19 protein-coding genes are annotated in these 16,548 nt (G+C 71.1%); 13 read left to right on the top strand and 6 right to left on the bottom strand.

The genetic code is table 11. From position 1 onward, the window contains the following. Positions 1-130: 130 nt before the first annotated feature. The 6 genes from AB0H75_RS10665 (at position 131) to AB0H75_RS10640 (ending at position 4,935) form a co-directional block, all read left to right on the top strand. Positions 131-964 carry a PspA/IM30 family protein gene (locus AB0H75_RS10665; RefSeq protein WP_367793775.1) on the top strand — a complete coding sequence of 278 codons (834 nt, stop codon included), beginning with the start codon at positions 131-133 and terminating at the stop codon, positions 962-964. Further along, complete coding sequence (locus AB0H75_RS10660) at positions 961-1,239, top strand: hypothetical protein (protein ID WP_367793773.1); 279 nt, start codon at positions 961-963, stop codon at positions 1,237-1,239. The genes AB0H75_RS10665 and AB0H75_RS10660 overlap by 4 nt, the downstream gene beginning before the upstream one ends. A gap of 5 nt (positions 1,240-1,244) precedes the next feature. Next, positions 1,245-2,144 (top strand): zinc metalloprotease HtpX, encoded by a 900-nt coding sequence (gene htpX, locus AB0H75_RS10655; protein WP_367793770.1) that lies wholly within the window; start codon positions 1,245-1,247, stop codon positions 2,142-2,144. A gap of 5 nt (positions 2,145-2,149) precedes the next feature. Beyond that, entirely contained in the window at positions 2,150-2,707 is a 558-nt protein-coding gene (locus AB0H75_RS10650; protein WP_367793767.1) for a hypothetical protein, read from the top strand. 25 nt (positions 2,708-2,732) lie between these two features. Next, on the top strand, positions 2,733-4,139 hold the full coding sequence (locus tag AB0H75_RS10645; RefSeq protein WP_367793765.1) for an alpha/beta fold hydrolase: 1,407 nt from the start codon (positions 2,733-2,735) through the stop codon (positions 4,137-4,139). Between the two features lie 196 nt (positions 4,140-4,335). Then, positions 4,336-4,935, top strand: a complete 600-nt coding sequence (locus tag AB0H75_RS10640) for an SIMPL domain-containing protein (protein WP_367793762.1) — start codon at positions 4,336-4,338, stop codon at positions 4,933-4,935. Positions 4,936-4,964: 29 nt separating this feature from the next. On the opposite strand, the gene nadA is transcribed toward AB0H75_RS10640, so the two are convergent. After that, on the bottom strand, positions 4,965-6,116 hold the full coding sequence (nadA, locus tag AB0H75_RS10635) for a quinolinate synthase NadA (RefSeq protein WP_367793759.1): 1,152 nt from the start codon (positions 6,114-6,116) through the stop codon (positions 4,965-4,967). A 177-nt stretch (positions 6,117-6,293) separates the two neighbouring features. Here nadA and erpA point away from each other — a divergent pair, with 177 nt between their 5' ends. Together erpA and AB0H75_RS10625 are read left to right on the top strand one after the other, a co-directional pair. Then, positions 6,294-6,647, top strand: coding sequence for an iron-sulfur cluster insertion protein ErpA (erpA, locus tag AB0H75_RS10630; protein WP_367793756.1), 354 nt, complete (start codon positions 6,294-6,296; stop codon positions 6,645-6,647). A gap of 108 nt (positions 6,648-6,755) precedes the next feature. Beyond that, complete coding sequence (locus AB0H75_RS10625) at positions 6,756-7,742, top strand: carbohydrate kinase family protein (protein WP_367793754.1); 987 nt, start codon at positions 6,756-6,758, stop codon at positions 7,740-7,742. A gap of 90 nt (positions 7,743-7,832) precedes the next feature. On the opposite strand, the gene AB0H75_RS10620 is transcribed toward AB0H75_RS10625, so the two are convergent. The 3 genes from AB0H75_RS10620 to AB0H75_RS10610 all read right to left on the bottom strand — a co-directional run bounded on the left by AB0H75_RS10620 (position 7,833) and on the right by AB0H75_RS10610 (position 9,704). Then, positions 7,833-8,267, bottom strand: a complete 435-nt coding sequence (locus AB0H75_RS10620; RefSeq protein ID WP_367793751.1) for a CBS domain-containing protein — start codon at positions 8,265-8,267, stop codon at positions 7,833-7,835. A gap of 61 nt (positions 8,268-8,328) precedes the next feature. Beyond that, positions 8,329-8,574 (bottom strand): sulfurtransferase TusA family protein, encoded by a 246-nt coding sequence (locus AB0H75_RS10615; protein ID WP_026214000.1) that lies wholly within the window; start codon positions 8,572-8,574, stop codon positions 8,329-8,331. After that, positions 8,571-9,704, bottom strand: coding sequence for a cysteine desulfurase family protein (locus tag AB0H75_RS10610; RefSeq protein WP_367793748.1), 1,134 nt, complete (start codon positions 9,702-9,704; stop codon positions 8,571-8,573). Before AB0H75_RS10610 ends, AB0H75_RS10615 begins: the two co-directional genes overlap by 4 nt. Before the next feature lie 283 nt (positions 9,705-9,987). Here AB0H75_RS10610 and coxB point away from each other — a divergent pair, with 283 nt between their 5' ends. The 4 genes from coxB (at position 9,988) to AB0H75_RS10590 (ending at position 14,155) form a co-directional block, all read left to right on the top strand. After that, positions 9,988-10,683, top strand: coding sequence for a cytochrome c oxidase subunit II (gene coxB / locus AB0H75_RS10605; RefSeq protein WP_367793745.1), 696 nt, complete (start codon positions 9,988-9,990; stop codon positions 10,681-10,683). Then, positions 10,680-12,383 (top strand): cytochrome c oxidase subunit I, encoded by a 1,704-nt coding sequence (gene ctaD, locus AB0H75_RS10600; protein ID WP_367793742.1) that lies wholly within the window; start codon positions 10,680-10,682, stop codon positions 12,381-12,383. Before coxB ends, ctaD begins: the two co-directional genes overlap by 4 nt. Next, entirely contained in the window at positions 12,383-12,796 is a 414-nt protein-coding gene (locus AB0H75_RS10595) for a cytochrome c oxidase subunit 4 (RefSeq protein WP_367793740.1), read from the top strand. Before ctaD ends, AB0H75_RS10595 begins: the two co-directional genes overlap by 1 nt. 150 nt (positions 12,797-12,946) lie before the next feature. Beyond that, the gene (locus AB0H75_RS10590; RefSeq protein WP_367793738.1) at positions 12,947-14,155 is read left to right on the top strand and encodes an Ig-like domain-containing protein; all 1,209 of its coding nucleotides are present in this window, start codon (positions 12,947-12,949) and stop codon (positions 14,153-14,155) included. Positions 14,156-14,240: 85 nt separating this feature from the next. Here the strand turns inward: AB0H75_RS10590 and trpD are convergent, their stop codons facing one another. Beyond that, on the bottom strand, positions 14,241-15,278 hold the full coding sequence (trpD, locus tag AB0H75_RS10585) for an anthranilate phosphoribosyltransferase (RefSeq protein WP_367793736.1): 1,038 nt from the start codon (positions 15,276-15,278) through the stop codon (positions 14,241-14,243). Between the two features lie 6 nt (positions 15,279-15,284). Continuing rightward, positions 15,285-15,683 carry a hypothetical protein gene (locus AB0H75_RS10580; RefSeq protein WP_367794228.1) on the bottom strand — a complete coding sequence of 133 codons (399 nt, stop codon included), beginning with the start codon at positions 15,681-15,683 and terminating at the stop codon, positions 15,285-15,287. Between the two features lie 208 nt (positions 15,684-15,891). Here AB0H75_RS10580 and AB0H75_RS10575 point away from each other — a divergent pair, with 208 nt between their 5' ends. Further along, a complete protein-coding gene (locus AB0H75_RS10575) occupies positions 15,892-16,545 on the top strand; it encodes a heme-copper oxidase subunit III (RefSeq protein WP_367793733.1) in 654 nt (217 codons plus the stop codon). The last annotated feature ends 3 nt before the right edge of the window (positions 16,546-16,548 follow it).

Here is a 16,548-nt window from a genome sequence, read left to right as displayed (position 1 = left end):
AACACGACGTCAACCCTACCTGGACTGCAACTTAGTGACGCCCCCGTGCGTTATGCGTAGGGTAATCCCAAGGCGGCTGCGCTGCATTGGGTGAACACCAGCACGACCTAGAAGGGGACGGCCGACGCGCATGAGCGTGATGAAGAGACTTTCGATGATCTTCAGGTCCAAGGCCAACAAGGCCTTGGACAAGATGGAGGATCCGCGCGAGACCCTTGACTACTCCTATCAGCGGCAGCTGGAGCTGCTGCAGAAGGTGCGCAGGGGGGTGGCCGACGTGGCCACGTCGCGCAAGCGGGTGGAGCTGCAGCTCAACGGTCTTGAGCAGTCCGCCAGGCGGCTGGAGGAGCAGGGGCGCAAGGCGCTGTCGGTCGGGCGCGAGGACCTCGCGCGCGAGGCGCTGCAGCGGCGCTCCAGCATCCAGACCCAGATGGCCGACCTCAAGGTCCAGCACGACAACCTCCAGGCCGAGGAGGAGAAGCTGACCACGGCTTCCCAGCGGCTGCAGGCCAAGGTCGACGCCTTCCGCACCAAGAAGGAGACCATCAAGGCCACCTACACCGCCGCCGAGGCCCAGACGCGCATCAACGAGGCCTTCTCCGGCATCTCCGAGGAGATGGGCGACGTCGGCCTGGCGATCCAGCGCGCCGAGGACAAGACGGCGCAGATGCAGGCCCGCGCCGGCGCCATCGACGAGCTGCTGGCCAGCGGCGCGCTCGACGACTTCACCGGCAGCCGCGGCGACGACATCCAGGCCGAGCTCGACCGCATGGGCGGCGGCATGGACGTCGAGCTGGAGCTGGCCAGGATGAAGGCCGAGCTCGGCCAGGGCCCGGCCCCGCAGAGCGCGATCGAGCAGGGGCAGCCGCAGCAGCAGGCCCAGCCCCAGCAGCAGGCGGCCCCGCAGCAGCAGGGCCAGGGCGGTCCGACCCAGCAGTACCGTCAGCCGGGGGAGGGCGCATGATCGTCAGAATCATGGGCGAGGGCCAGGTGGAGATCTCCGCCGACGACATCGTGGTGCTCAACGAGCTCGACGGCGAGCTCGAGGCCGCCATCGAGGCCGGCGAGGAGAAGGACTTCCGGGTCAAGCTGCACGCGCTGCTCGACAAGGTCCGCCACGTCGGCAAGGCGCTTCCCGACGACAGCCTTGAGCCGTCAGAGCTGATCCTTCCCCCCGCGGACGCCTCGATCGAGGAGGTCCGGGAGATGCTGGGCGACCAGGGCCTCATCCCCGGCTGAGCGCCGTGCGCACGCGGTTCGCGGCCGACCGGGGCCTGACCGGCCGCATGGTCGTGACGATGGTGCTGCTCGGGTTGCTCTACGTGGTGTTCGTCGGCGTCCTGATCGCCCTGGGGGTCCGGGCGCTGACCGTGCTGGTGGTGGCCGGGGTGCTGCTGCTGGCCCAGTACTTCCTGTCCGACCGCGTCGCCCTGTTCGCGATGCACGGGCGGGAGGTCTCGCCGCAGGAGGCTCCTGAGCTGCACGGCCTCGTCGACCGGCTGTGCGCGCTGGCCGACATGCCCAAACCGCGGGTGGCGATCGCGGATTCCGACGTCCCCAACGCGTTCGCCACCGGCCGCAACCAGAACAACGCCGTGATCTGCGTGACGACCGGCCTGCTGCGCCGCCTGGAGCCGCAGGAGCTCGAAGGGGTGCTGTCGCACGAGCTGTCGCACGTCGCGCACCGCGACGTGGCGGTGATGACGATCGCCTCGTTCCTCGGGATCGTGGCCGGGCTCATGACCCGCTTCGCGCTCTACAGCGGGCTCGGCGGCCGCCGCAACGGCGGCCAGGGCGGCCTGCCGGTCGGGGCGATCATCCTGCTCGTCTCGGCCCTCGTGTACGCGGTCAGCTTCCTGCTCACCCGTGCCCTGTCGCGCTACCGCGAGCTGGCCGCCGACCGCGCCGGCGCGCTGCTCACCCAGCGCCCGTCCGCGCTGGCCGGCGCATTGGCCAAGGTGAGCGGCGACATGGCCAGGATCCCGACCCGCGACCTGCGCGAGGCGGCGCCGTTCAACGCCTTCTACTTCGCCCCGGCGCTGTCCGGCGGCCGGCCGGTCGCGAGCCTGTTCTCCACGCACCCGCCGCTGGAGCGGCGGCTGGACCAGCTCGCCGCCATCTCGCGGCAGCTCGGAAGGGGCTGAGCCGCATGGGCTGGCTCGACGCGCTGCTGGGCCGGTCGAAGCCGGCGGAGCCCGATCTCGACGCCCTGTTCGCGCTGCCGTCGGCGGCCGTGACGCTCCAGGCCGCCACCGGGCTGGAGCCCACCGGACTCGGCTCGGTGGCCTTCCGCGCCGCCGAGGGCGCTGCCTTCGCCGCGCTCGAACGCGACGTCGCGGCGCTGCTCGGCGAGCGCGTGACGCGCAGCGACGACGACTACGGCTACACCTGGCTGCTGGTCAGCCGCCCGCCGGACGCGCTCGCCGACCTGGTCACCGAGCTGCACGCGGTCAACTCCTCACTGGAGGGCGCCGGGTTCGGCGCGTCGCTGCTGTGCTCGCTGGTGTCCTTCGCCGATCCCGGCGGGCGCCGGCTCGCGGTGGTCTACCTCTACAAGCGGGGGACGTTCTACCCGTTCGCGCCGCTGCCCGGGCAGAAGCGCGACAACGCGCTGGAGCTGCAGGTCCGGGGGGCGCTGAGCGGCGAGCTGCCGCTGGAGGGCGATCTCGGGCGATGGTTCCCGGTATGGGGCGCCCCTGGGGTGTGATCGCCCACGGTGCTCTAATTGTCACGTGGAGCGACGATTGTACGTGCTCGCGGCGGCGGCGTTCATCATGGCGGCCGTCCTGGGCAGCGCCTGGATCACCGGCCAGTTCACCACGCCCGCCGTGGACCGCGCCAACGGCTACGTCAGCGAGCTGGCCGCCCGCGACCAGCCGTGGGCGTACCTGTTCCGGGTGAGCGACGCCCTGGCGGGGCTGGCCTGCGTGCTGGGCGTCGCCCTGACGCCCCGGGTGGCGGGGGAGGGGCCCGGCTGGGCGGCGCTGGCCGCGTACGGGCTGCTGCTGGCCGCCGGGGCGGCCTTCCCGCTGGACTGCGCGTTCCTGAGCGATCCGGTGTGCGGCGGGCGCGGGCTGACGGCGGGCCGCCTGGCGCACCTGGTGGCCGGGGCGCTGTGCACGGCCGCCGTGCTGGCCGCGATGGCGCTGCTGGCGGCGCGCTGGCGGTCGCGGGCGGCGTGGCTGCTGGCCGGCCTGGCGGCCGCCGCCACGGCGCTCATCGGGGCCGCGCTCGCCGCCGGGCGCGGCGCGGGCCTCGCCGACCGGGTGCAGCTCACGCTCGTCGCCGTCTGGCTGGTGTACGTGGCGCTGCGCCTGCTGGTCGCCGACCGGCCGCCCGCCGGGGACGGCGCCCCGCACGTGGTCGAGACGGGCGAGGGGCCGGCCGTGCTGGTCACGGCGGGCTCCGGGGGCGCCTGGTTCCACTGGGACGCGGTGGCGCGCGAGCTGGCCGCCGCCCGCCGGGTGATCCGCTTCGACCGGCCCGGCCTCGGGCTGAGCCCGCGCCCGCCGGCCCCGGCCGGCGACGGGCTGCCCAGCCTGTACGCCGAGGTCGCCCGCCTGGCCGCGCTCGCGCCCGCGCATCCCGAGCGGGTCACGGTCGTCGCCCAGGGGGTGGCGTGCTGGCACGCGGAGGCGTTCGCGCGGCTGCACCCGCTGCGCGTGGCGGGGCTCGTCCTGGTCGAGCCGGTCTGCTCCGACGGGCGGCGGGAGCCGCCGCCGGCCGCCCTGGCGCTGGGGCGGTGGCTGCCGGCGCTCGGCGGCACGTGGGGCGCCGCCGCGCTGGCCCGCCTGGCCGGCCCGGCCGCGCACCGGCGGCTGACCGGGGTGCCGGACCCGTACGAGGTGTACCGCATGGGCAAGGTGCCCGCGGCGGTCGCGGGGGAGTGGCTGGCCCGCCGCGGCATGGCCGCCGACCTGCGCCGCATCCGCGAGGCCAAGCCCCTGCCCGAGGTCCCGGTGACCGTCGTGGCGGCCGGGGAGGGCGCGGCGGGCACCGGGGCTGTGGGGGACGGCGGGTGCGCGGGGCGGCTGGCGGCCGAGCTGGGGGGCCGCCTCGTCCGGGTGCCGCACGCCCGGCACCAGGTCCAGCTCCGCGATCCGCGCGCCGTCGTGGACGCCGTCCTGGCCACGGGATGACGGCACGGCGGGATGACGGCACGGCGGGATGACGGCACGGCGGCACGGCGGGACGGCGGGACGGCGGCGCGGGGACGGTGGCGGGGAACGGCGGCGCGGGCGCGATTGACGGCCGCGTCCGGCGCGTGAGAATGAGCGGTGGGCCCGGCCGCCCGTCCCGGGGGCCGTGCCACGGAGCCCTGGGAGGATCGCGATCGTGGACATCACCGTCGTCGGGGAGGGCGCGGTCTCGGCCGCGCCGGACGTCCTGCGCCTGTACGCGGGCGTGGAGGCCCGCAGGCCGTCGGCCGCGGAGGCCTTCACCGCGGCCCGGGCCGCCGCCGCCCGCCTGGCCGGAGCGCTGCGCGAGGAGGGCGTCGCGGACGAGGACGTGCGCACCGTCGAGCTGTCGCTCGGCCCCGAGTACGAGGCCTACCCCAAGGTCTCGGCCTACCGGGCGGCCCAGGGCGTCGAGGTCGTGGTGCGCGACCTGGCGCGGGCCGACCGCGTGATCGACACGATCGCGGGGGTCGGCGAGGAGGCCCGGCTCAACGGGGTGGCGTTCGAGCTGTCCGACCCGGCGGCGGCCCTGCGCGAGGCCAGGGAGAGGGCCTTCCGCGACGCCGCCGCCAAGGCCGCCCAGTACGCGGGCCTGGCCGGCCGCCCGCTGGGCCGGGTGGTGTCGGTCACCGAGGACGTCAGGGGCGGCCCGCAGCCGCTGGCCGTGACCGCCACGATGGCCGAGAGCAAGGCGTCGCTCGCTCCCGGCCGCCAGACCGTCGCGGTGACCGTCCAGGTCGGCTACGACTTCGCCTGAGCCGCGCCCCGCCGGTCCCCGGAGCGGGGTCAGGGCAGGGCGAGCATGCGGTCCAGCGCGACCTTCGCCCAGTGGGTGGTGTCGGGGTCCACCGTGATCTGGTTGACCACCTCGCCCAGCGCCAGCGACTCCAGCGCCCACACCAGGTGGGGCAGGTCGATCCGGTTCATGGTCGAGCAGTAGCAGACCGTCCGGTCCAGGAACGAGACGTTCTTGTCGGGGAACATCTGGGCCAGCCGCTTGACCAGGTTGAGCTCGGTGCCGACGGCCCAGCTCGACCCGGCGGGGGCGGCCTCCAGGGTCTTGATGATGTACTCGGTGGAGCCCACCTGGTCGGCCTTGAGCACGACCTCGTGCCGGCACTCGGGGTGGACGAGCACGTTCACGCCGGGGATGCGGGCGCGCACGTCGTCCACGGACTCGGCGGTGAAGCGGCCGTGCACCGAGCAGTGGCCGCGCCACAGGATCATCCTGGCCCGCTCCAGCTGCTCGCGGGTCAGGCCGCCGTCCGGCCGGTGCGGGTTCCACACCACGCAGTCGTCCAGCGTCATGCCCATCTCCAGCACCGCGGTGTTGCGTCCCAGGTGCTGGTCGGGCAGGAACAGCACCTTCTCGCCCCGCTGGAAGGCCCACTCCAGGGCCCGGCGGGCGTTGGAGGAGGTGCACACCACGCCGCCGTTGCGGCCGCAGAAGGCCTTGATGTCAGCGCTGGAGTTCATGTACGTGACGGGCACCACGCGGTCGGCGAGGCCCGCGTCCTCCAGCGCCTCCCAGCACTCCTCGACCTGGTCGAAGGTGGCCATGTCGGCCATCGAGCAGCCGGCGGCCAGGTCCGGCAGCACCACCTTCTGCCCGTCGCCGGTCAGGATGTCGGCCGACTCGGCCATGAAGTGCACGCCGCAGAAGACGATGTACTCCGCCTCCGGCCGCGCGGCCGCCTGCTGGGCGAGCTTGAAGGAGTCGCCGGTCACGTCGGCGAACTGGATGACCTCGTCGCGCTGGTAGTGGTGGCCGAGCACGAACAGCCGCTCGCCCAGCGCCTCCTTGGCCTTGCGGGCGCGTTCCACCAGGTCGGGGTCGGAGGCCGGCGGCAGCTCGCCCGGGCAGTCCACCCCCCGCTCGCTGTGCGGATCGGCGCCCCGGCCGAGGACGAAGAGCGGCAGCCCAGTCTGGGTGGCCATGGCCACACCCCCCTAATGAGGCACTTATCGTCAGAAAGACGATACTCATGATGACATACGGAGTGGGCCGGTTTGTTCCCGAGGTCGTCGCCCCGGGAATGTGTGGCACGGGCCAGGTGTTGGTAGCGTCATTAGTAGGACGTCGAGAACAGACAGCCCAGTTAGGGAGTCAGCGAGATGACGGTTGAGAGCAGCGAGACCACGACGCAGGGCCTGATCCTGACCGACGCGGCCGCCGCGAAGGTCAAGAGCCTGCTCGAGCAGCAGGGCGAGGAGGGTCTGCAGCTGCGGGTCGCGGTGCAGCCGGGTGGTTGTTCCGGCCTGCGTTACCAGCTCTTCTTCGACGATCGTTCGATGGACGGCGACGTCGTGTCGGACTTCGGCGGCGTCAGCGTGGTCACCGACCGGATGAGTGCTCCCTACCTCATGGGCGCCACCATCGACTTCGTCGACACGATCGAGAAGTCGGGGTTCACCATCGACAACCCCAACGCCACCGGCTCCTGCGCCTGCGGCGACTCGTTCAACTAAGCGGTCACCGGCCGCCGGCGGCAGGTCCCGCTCGCCTTTGTGCGGGCGGGACCTTCGCGTATCCTCGTGAGGCTCATTGGCCTGCTGACAACGAGGAAGAAGAATCCCGTGCGCATCGCCGTAACCGGCTCCATCGCGACAGACCACCTCATGACCTTCCCGGGAAGCTTCGGCGACCAGCTCATCGCCGAGCAGCTCGACCGGGTGTCACTGTCGTTCCTGGTCGACGACCTGCAGATCCGGCGCGGTGGTTGCGCCGCGAACATCGCGTTCGGCATGGGCTGTCTCGGCCTGCGGCCGATCCTGGTGGGAGCCGTCGGCAACGACTTCGCCGACTACCGGTCCTGGCTGGAGCGCCACGGCGTCGACTGCGACTCCGTGCACGTCTCCGAGACCCGGCACACGGCGCGTTTCCTGTGCACCACCGACGAGCACCACAACCAGATCGCCTCGTTCTACACCGGCGCCATGGCCGAGGCGCGGCTGATCGAGCTCAAGCCGGTCGCCGACCGCGTGGGCGGTCTCGACCTGGTGCTCATCAGCCCCAACGACCCCGACGCCATGCTCCGCCACACCGACGAGTGCCGCCAGCGCGGCATCCCGTTCGCGGCCGACATCTCCCAGCAGCTCGCCCGCATGGCCGACGAGCAGATCCGCCAGCTCGTGGACGGCGCGGCCTACCTGTTCTCCAACGACTACGAGAAGGGCCTCATCGAGCAGAAGACCGGCTGGTCGGACGCCGAGATCCTCGACCGGGTCGGCGTCCGGGTCACCACGCTCGGGCCCAAGGGCGCCGTCATCGACCGCAAGGGCGAGCCCTCCATCCAGGTCGCGCCCGCGCCCGAGCGCGGCAAGGCCGACCCCACGGGCGTCGGCGACGCCTTCCGCGCCGGGTTCCTGTCCGCGCTGGCCTGGGGGCTGCCGCTGGAGCGCTGCGGCCAGGTGGGCAACCTCACCGCCACCCACGTGCTGGAGCGGGTGGGCGGCCAGGAGTACGAGCTGGGCCAGGCCGCCTTCATGGAGCGCTTCGCCGCCGCCTACGGCCCGGAGGCCGCGGCCGAGGTCGGCGAGCACGTCCGCTGCCACCACCCCTGACGCGCCCCGGCACGGCGGCGCCCCCGCCACGCTCACCGGCGGCGGGGGCGCGACGCGCGTGCGTTCCCTCAGTCCTGGGCGTGCGCCCGGTCAGTCCTGGGCGTAGACCCGGTGCACGAACTCGGCGAGCTGGTCGTCCGGCAGGTTCCTGGCCAGGTCGGCCTCGCTGATCATGCCGACGATCCGGTCGCCCTCCATGACCGGCAGGCGCTTGATCTGGTGCTCCTCCATCCGCGCCAGCGCCTCCTGGACGCTGGTGTCCGCGGTCACCCAGACCAGGCCCGTGGCCAGCTCGCCGGCCGTCACGCGGGCCGGGTCGTGGCCCGCCGCGACGCACTTCACGACGATGTCGCGGTCGGTGATGATGCCCGTGACGCGGTCACCGGGCCCGCACACCGGCAGCGCGCCCACGCCGTTCGAGCGCATGAGCTGCGCCGCGCGGTCGAGGGTCTCGTGCGCGCCGATGCACTCGGCTCCGGTGCTCATCACGTCGCGGGCGGTCTCGTGCGATCGTCCGCCGTTCATGGCTCACCCCCGAAGGTCGATGACTCCTTACGGGGACCTCTACCCTCCCAATTCGGATAAATCAGTAGTTTCGTCTCACATGTATCGCCCAGCCGCCGCCGGGCAGCTCGTACGAGCCGACGTGCCGGTGCGACTTCAGCCGGCACCAGGCCGGCACGTCGTTGTAGGCCGCCGGGTCGTCGGCCAGCACGGCGACCACCGCGTTCAGCGGCACGGCGTTGATCTGCTCGGCGAGCATGATGATCGGGATCGGGCACTTCTTGCCGAGCGCGTCGATCGTCAAAGCCGGCTGAGTAACCTCGGTCATGCGACTCCTGCGTCCTGGCGGATGCGGCGCACCAGCTCGGGCAGCACGGCGAGGAACCTGTCGACCTCGGCCGCGGACGCGCCCCTGGGCAGCGACACCCGCACATTCCCGTGCGTGAGCACGCCCATCGCTTCGAGGACGTGTGATGGACGAAGCGTACTAGCGGTGCACGAGCTCCCGGACGACACGGCGAAGCCCGCCTTGTCGAGCTCGGTGAGCAGCGCCTCCCCGTCCACGTAGAGGCACGAGAAGGTCACGATGTGCGGCGCCCGCTCGACGGGGTCGCCGATCACCTCCACGTCGGGGACGATCTCCGGCACGGTCTCCCTGATGCGGGCCACGAGCGCGGAGATGCGCGCCTGCTCCAGCGCCGCCTCGGCGGTCATCGCGCGCAGCGCCGCCGCCGCGGCCACCACGGCAGGGACGTTCTCGAAGCCCGGCACCCGGCGCCGCTCCCGCTCGTCCTCCGGCAGGAACGAGCGGAACCTGGTGCCCTTGCGCACCGCCAGCACGCCCACCCCGGCCGGGCCGCCCCACTTGTGGGCGCTGGCGGTCAGCACCGACCAGCCCGGCGGCACCGGCATCCGGCCGGCCGTCTGCGCGGCGTCCACCAGCAGCGGCACGCCGTGCTCGCGGCAGGCCGCGGCCACCTCGGCCACCGGCTGCACCGTGCCGACCTCGTGGTTGGCCGTCTGCAGGCAGGCCAGCGCGGTGCCCGGCCGCGCCACCGCGGCGGCGAAGCGGGCCGGATCGACCCGGCCGGTGAGGCCCACGCCCACCGTCTCCACCGTGCCGCCGTCGCGCTCGTGCAGGCCCGCCGCGTGCAGCACGCTGGAGTGCTCCACCGCCGAGGTCACCAGATGGCGCCCGGCCCTGCGCCTTCCGTGTAGGGTGCCGAGGACGCCGAGATGCACGGCCTGCGTGCCCGAGGAGGTGAACGACACCTCGTCCGGGCGCGCGCCGAGCGCCTCGGCCACCTCCGTGCGGGCCTGCTCCAGCAGCAGGTGCGCGCGGCGGGCCTCGCCGTACAGTCTCGCGGGGTCGGCCCAGCCGACGTCGATCGCCGCCAGCAGCGCCTCGCGCGCCTGCGGGTGGAGCGGCTCGCTGGAGGCCGCGTCGAAATACGCCACGAGACTTATCGTCCCACTTGCGGCGCCACCGAGGGGTCGCGCGGTGGGGCGAGGCACCTGCACGCTAATGTGTCTGCAATCAAGCTGTGCATGGGAAATACGAGCACCCGAGGGAAAGACCCTTGGGCTTCATCTGTGGGGTAGGCGATCCGTGAGTCCGACTCGCCGTACGCGGCGTTCGTTGGCCCGGCGCAGGGTGCCACGCGCCGCCGCTCTGGCGTTGCTGCTGGCCACTGCTACGGCGTGTGCTAATGACGTGCCCGAGGCCGACTGGTCTCGTGGCTTGCTTCCTGACCACGTCACCGAGCAGGGCAACGTGGTCCAGTCCCTGTGGAACGGGGCCTGGGTCGCCGCCCTCGCCACGGGTGCCGTCGTCATCGTCCTGATCCTCTGGGCGTCGTTCTTCCACCGCAAGCGCCGTGCGAAGGCCGACCTGCCCCCGCAGGTGCGCTACAACCTGCCGATCGAGATGCTCTACACCCTGATCCCGCTGGTCATGGTGTCGGTGTTCTTCTTCTTCACCGCCCGTGACAGCGAGCGGCTGACCCGGGTGGACGGCGACGCGCCTGTCAAGGTCAAGGTCGAGGCCTACCAGTGGAGCTGGCGCTTCACCACGACCTACAACGGCAAGACCCTGCCGACGGTGGCCGGCACGCCGGTGCACGACTACCACCAGGGCCCGCAGCTCGTCCTGCCGGTCAACCAGAAGGTCGAGTTCACCCTGACCACCGACGACGTCATCCACTCGTTCTGGGTGCCGGAGTTCCTGTTCAAGCGTGACGTCATCCCCGGCATCCCCGAGAGCAACCCGGGCCGGAAGTTCCAGATCCAGACCCTGAACAAGCCGGGCGTCTACGCCGGCCGCTGCGCCGAGCTGTGCGGTGTCGACCACAGCCGCATGTTGTTCAACGTCAAGCTCGTCTCGCAGCAAGAGTTCGACCAGTACATCGCGACACAACAGGCTGGGAGCGCCCAGTGACCGCCATCCAAGAGCCACTCGTCCGCACACCGGTCATCCGGCCCGTCACCAAGGGCCAGGTGATCGCGAAGTGGATGTCGTCCACTGATCACAAGATCATTGGGCACATGTACCTCATCACGTCGTTCATGTTCTTCCTGATCGGCGGCGTGATGGCGCTGATCATGCGGGCGGAGCTGGCCCAGCCGGGCCTGCAGTTCACCAGCAACGAGCAGTTCAACCAGCTGTTCACCATGCACGGCACGATCATGCTGCTCATGTTCGCGACGCCGCTGTTCGCCGGCTTCGCCAACGAGCTCATGCCGCTGCAGATCGGCGCTCCCGACGTGGCCTTCCCGCGCCTCAACATGGTGAGCTACTGGCTCTACCTGTTCGGCAGCATCATCGCGGTGTCCGGCTTCTTCACCCCGGGCGGCGCGGCCTCGTTCGGCTGGTTCGCCTACACGCCGCTGTCGGACGCGATCTACTCGCCCGGCGTCGGCGGCGACCTGTGGCTCATGGGCCTGGCGCTGTCCGGCCTGGGCACCATCCTCGGCGCGGTCAACTTCATCACCACGATCATCTGCATGCGCGCGCCCGGCATGACGATGTTCCGCATGCCGATCTTCACCTGGAACGTCCTGCTCACCAGCATGCTCGTGCTGATGGCCTTCCCGGTGCTGGCCGCCGCGCTGCTGGCGCTGGAGGCCGACCGCAAGCTCGGCACGCACATCTTCGACGCCGGCAACGGCGGGGCGATGCTCTGGCAGCACCTGTTCTGGTTCTTCGGCCATCCCGAGGTCTACATCATCGCGCTGCCGTTCTTCGGCATCGTGACCGAGATCCTGCCGGTCTTCAGCCGCAAGCCGATCTTCGGTTACATCAGCCTCGTGGCCGCGACCATCTCGATCGCGGGTCTGTCCATCACGGTCTGGGCGCACCACATGTTCCCGACCGGACAGGTCCTGTTGCCGTTCTTCTCGTTCATGACGTTCCTCATCGCGGTGCCGACGGGCGTGAAGTTCTTCAACTGGATCGGCACGATGTGGCGGGGGCACCTGAGCTTCGAGTCGCCGATGTTGTTCTCGGTCGGCTTCCTCATCACGTTCCTGCTGGGCGGCCTGACCGGCGTCATCCTGGCCTCGCCGCCGCTCGACTTCCACATCAGCGACACCTACTTCGTCGTCGCCCACTTCCACTACGTGGTCTTCGGCACCGTCGTGTTCGCCATGTTCGCGGGCTTCTACTTCTGGTGGCCCAAGTTCACCGGCAAGATGCTCAACGACAAGCTGGGCAAGCTGCACTTCTGGCTGCTGTTCATCGGCTTCCACACCACGTTCCTGGTGCAGCACTGGCTCGGCGTGGCGGGCTTCCCGCGCCGCTACGCCGACTACAGCGCGGCCGACAACTTCACCGACCTCAACATGATCTCGTCGGTGGGCGCGTTCGTGCTGGGCCTGTCCACGCTGCCGTTCTTCTACAACGTCTGGAAGACCGCGCGCACCGCGCCCAAGGTCACCGTGGACGACCCGTGGGGCTACGGCGGCTCGCTGGAATGGGCCACCTCCTGCCCGCCGCCGCGCCACAACTTCACCAAGCTGCCGCCCATCCGCTCCGAGCGGCCCGCGTTCGACCTGCACTACCCGCACACGTCCGCGGGCAGCACGTCCCACAAGTCCGTCACCAAGTCCGACACGCCGGCCGGGGAGGTCGAGGCCTGATGAGGGTCCAGGGTTGGCTGTTCCTGCTGTGCGGCCTGTTCTTCGCCGGGGTCGACGTCGCCTACTGGTTCTGGACCAAGGCGGCGACCGGCCAGGGTGAGCCGGTCGGCACCACGGCCATGGCGATCTCGGTCGGGTTCGCGTTCATGGTCGGCTACTACCTGATGTTCACCGCGCGGCGCATCGGCGCCCAGCCGGAGGACAACAAGCAGGCCGACATCAGCGACGGCGCGGGCGAGATCGGCTTCTTCAGCCCGAGCAGCTGGTGGCCGCTGTTCCTGTGCCTGGCGGCGGCCTTCGCCTTCGCCGGGTTCGTGATCGGCTTCTGGATGTTCCTGATCGGGATCTTCCTGGTGATCATGGCGATGATCGGGTTCGTGTTCCAGTACTACCGGGGCCACTTCTCGCACTGAGGCCCCCGGCCGCCGGAGCGGGCGTCATCCTCCTTGAGGGGACGACGTCCGCTTTTTGGCGTTCTTTACGAGTGTCCGGATGCGGTTATTCGGTCACTCACGGTAATAAAGGAGGCAGAAGCGGACCGATCTTGGGCGGGGGAGTCACTGGTGGAGCGCGGAGCGTATGGATTGGCCGGCCTGCCGGCCCTGGCCCTGCTGGTGGCGTGCTCGGCGTGCTCCGCGGGCGGCGACGGGACGGACGGCACCGCCATGGCCGGCGGCGCCCATGCGGCCTCGGTGGTGTTCTCGCCACTGGACAGGAGCACGAACGTCCCCACCGACCAGCCCGTGGTCGTGTCGGTCCACGGCGGGCGGCTGACCGGCGTACGGGTGGACGGCGGCGGCAAGCAGGGCCTGCCGGGGGTGCTGAGCTCCGACGGCACCCGCTGGCGCAGCACCGTCACCGCCCGCCCCGGCACCGCCTACACGGTCACCGCCGTCTCCGTGGACCCGGCGGGCAAGCAGAGCCGCTCCACCAGCACGTTCACGACCGTCAAGGGCCAGGCCGCGTTCGACGTCAAGACCGTCACCCCGAACAGGGACGACACGGGCCTGACGGTCGGCGTCGGCATGCCCATCATGGTCACCTTCGACAAGCCGATCGCCGACCGCGTGGCGGTCGAGCGCAACCTCATCGTCCGCAGCACCAAGCCGGTCGAGGGCGCCTGGCACTGGTTCGACGACACGCACGTGGACTTCCGGCCCCAGCAGTACTGGCCGGCCCACACCCGGGTGCGCCTGGAGGCCCGGCTGGCGGGCGTGCGCGGCGGCCCCGGCCTGTACGGCAAGCGCGACGTCAAGCTGGACTTCAGGATCGGCCGCGCCCAGATCACCAGGGGCAGCACCGACGAGCACGTGCTCGTCGTGCGGCGCGACGGCCGGCGCATCCGCACCATGCCGATGAGCGCAGGCCAGGGCGGCCAGTGGAAGTACTACACCACCTCGGGCATCCACCTGGCGATGTCCCGTGAGCCGGTCACCGTCATGACCTCGCCGGGCATCGGCCCGGGTCAGGCGGGCTACTACCAGCTCACCGTCTACAACACGGTGCGCATCTCCAACAGCGGCGAGTACGTCCACAGCGCCCCGTGGTCGGTCGGCTCGCAGGGCAACTCCAACGTCAGCCACGGCTGCGTGAACGTCAGCCCCGAGAACGCCGCCTGGTTCATCAAGAACACCCTGATCGGCGACCCGATCATCATCACCGGCAGCCCGCGCAAGCTGGAGCCCACGAACGGCTGGGGGCACTGGCAGGAGAACTGGCACCAGTGGCAGCGGTGGAGCTCGCTCAAGGCGGGCCCGACCCTCACGTTCTGATCACGAAGAAAGGCGCGCCCTCCTCCGGGGAGTGCGCGCCTTCGCGTGCCGCGCGCCGGGCCGGCCCCCGGCGCGTCAGGGGAGGTCAGCAGGAGCCGCTGACCTCGACCCAGCGCTCCAGGATGGCCCTGGCGGCCCCTGAGTCCACCGCCTGGGCCGCGCGCTCGTAGCCGGCGTGCATGGAGGCGTCGAGGTCGTCACCGGGCCCCTCGTGGGCCACCAGGGCCGCGGCGGCGTTGAGCAGGACGGCGTCGCGCACCGGGCCGGTCTTGCCGCCCAGCAGGTCGTGCACGGCCTGGGCGTTGAACGCCACGTCGCCGCCGCGCAGGGCGCCCACGTCGGCGCGCGGGATGCCGAGGACCTGGGGGTCGAAGGTGGCCTGCGTGGCGGTGCCGTCCTTGACCACCCAGACCGTCGAGGTGCCGGCGATGGTCAGCTCGTCGAGGCCGTCGTCGCCGCGGAAGACCAGGGCGGACACGCCCCGCTCGGCGAAGACGCCGGCCAGCACGGGCAGCATGCGGGCGTCGTAGACGCCGATGGCCTGGGCGGTGGGCCGGGCCGGGTTGGTGAGCGGGCCGAGGAAGTTGAAGATCGTCGGGATGCCGATCTCCCTGCGGGTGGGCCCGGCGAAGCGCAGCGCGGGGTGGTAGACCGGGGCGAAGCAGAACGCGATGCCCGCCTCGCGGGCCACCCGCGCCGTCTGCTCGGGCGTGAGGTCGAGGCGGATGCCCAGGTGCTCCAGGACGTCGGCGGCCCCGCACGAGGAGGAGGCGGCCCGGTTGCCGTGCTTGACCACCCGCGCGCCGGTCGCGGCCGTGACGATGGCGGCCATCGTGGAGACGTTGACCGTGTGGGCGCGGTCGCCGCCGGTGCCGACGATGTCGACCACGGGGCCCTCGACGTGCAGCGGGGTGGCGAAGTCGAGCATGGTGCGGGCCAGGCCCACGACCTCCGACACCGACTCGCCCTTGGCCCGCAGGGCGATGACGAACCCGGCGATCTGGGAGGGCGTCGCGGAGCCGGACATGATCTCCCGCATCGCCCAGGCCGTCTCGTCCGCGGTGAGGTGCTCTCCGGCCAGGAGGGCGGAGAGCAGGGCGGGCCAGGTCGTCCGGGAGTCCATGGGCACCTACTTCGCGTTGAGACGGGTGGAGAAGCGGCGGCGCATGAGGTCGGCCACCGTGTCGGCCAGCACCATGGGCTCCAGGGGCTGGGGGACCACGGCGTCGGCCTTGGACCACTCGGCCAGCCAACGGTCGTCGCGCCGGGCGATGAGCAGGCAGATCGGCGGGCAGTCGTAGACCTCGTCCTTGGCCTGGCGGGAGACGCCCATGCCGCCGGCGGGCTGGGTCTCGCCGTCGAGGACGGCCACGTCGATCTCCCCGGAGCCCAGCCACTGGTGGACCTTGGGCTCGGTGGCGCACTCCACGATCTCGACGAAGGGCACGTCCGCCGCGGGCCGCCTGCCGATGGCCTGGATCACCTCAGCCCTCGTGGCGGCGTCGTCGCTGTAGACGAGGACCTTCATCGTGTCGTCGGTGCTGCCGGATGACGTCACTGTCGCGCTCACTATCGGTCGTAGCGGTATGGTCACCCTGGATCGTACCGGTGTGCCGGCGTGCAGACCCAGGCCACCGCCCCTGGCGGGCGTTTTGCGGCAATTATCCCAGGTTGGTCACCGGTTTGTACCGGCTAACGGGGGGTCGTGCGCCGGACCGACCACCAGAGCCGCAATAATGCTGCCCGTGGCGACAGCATCCGCAATAACTTCGACGACGACAGCACAGCCGTTCCGCAGACCCAACCTGGTCAGCGTCGGGACGATCGTCTGGCTGTCCTCCGAGCTCATGTTCTTCGCGGCGCTGTTCGCGATGTACTTCACCATCCGGTCGGTGAGCGTCGGCAAGGGGCTCGAATGGGCCCCCACGCTCGTTCCCGCAGGCGCGCACGCCGCCGAAGGCGCTCACCTGAACATCCCGTTCGCGACGGTCAACACGATCATCCTGGTGCTGTCGAGTGTGACGTGCCAGCTCGGTGTGTGGGCCGCTGAGAAGGGGCAGGTCGGCAAGCTCCGCTTCTGGTACATCGTCAGCTTCCTCATGGGCGCGGTCTTCATCGCCGGACAGCTGTACGAGTACTCGGAGCTGGCGGCGGAGGGCGCGACGCTGTCCGCTAACGCCTACACCTCGGTGTTCTACCTGACGACGGGCTTCCACGGCCTGCACGTGACCGGTGGCCTGATCGCGTTCCTGTTCATGCTGGGACGCACGTACGCCGCGAAGCGCTTCACGCATGAGCAGGCCACCAGCGCGATCGTCGTGTCCTACTACTGGCACTTCGTCGACGTCGTCTGGATTGGTCTTTTCGCGACCATCTACATCATTCGGTAAGGA

Source organism: Nonomuraea sp. NPDC050783 (assembly GCF_040802095.1).
Lineage (GTDB): Bacteria > Actinomycetota > Actinomycetes > Streptosporangiales > Streptosporangiaceae > Nonomuraea.
This window is presented reverse-complemented; position numbering and strand designations above follow the sequence as displayed.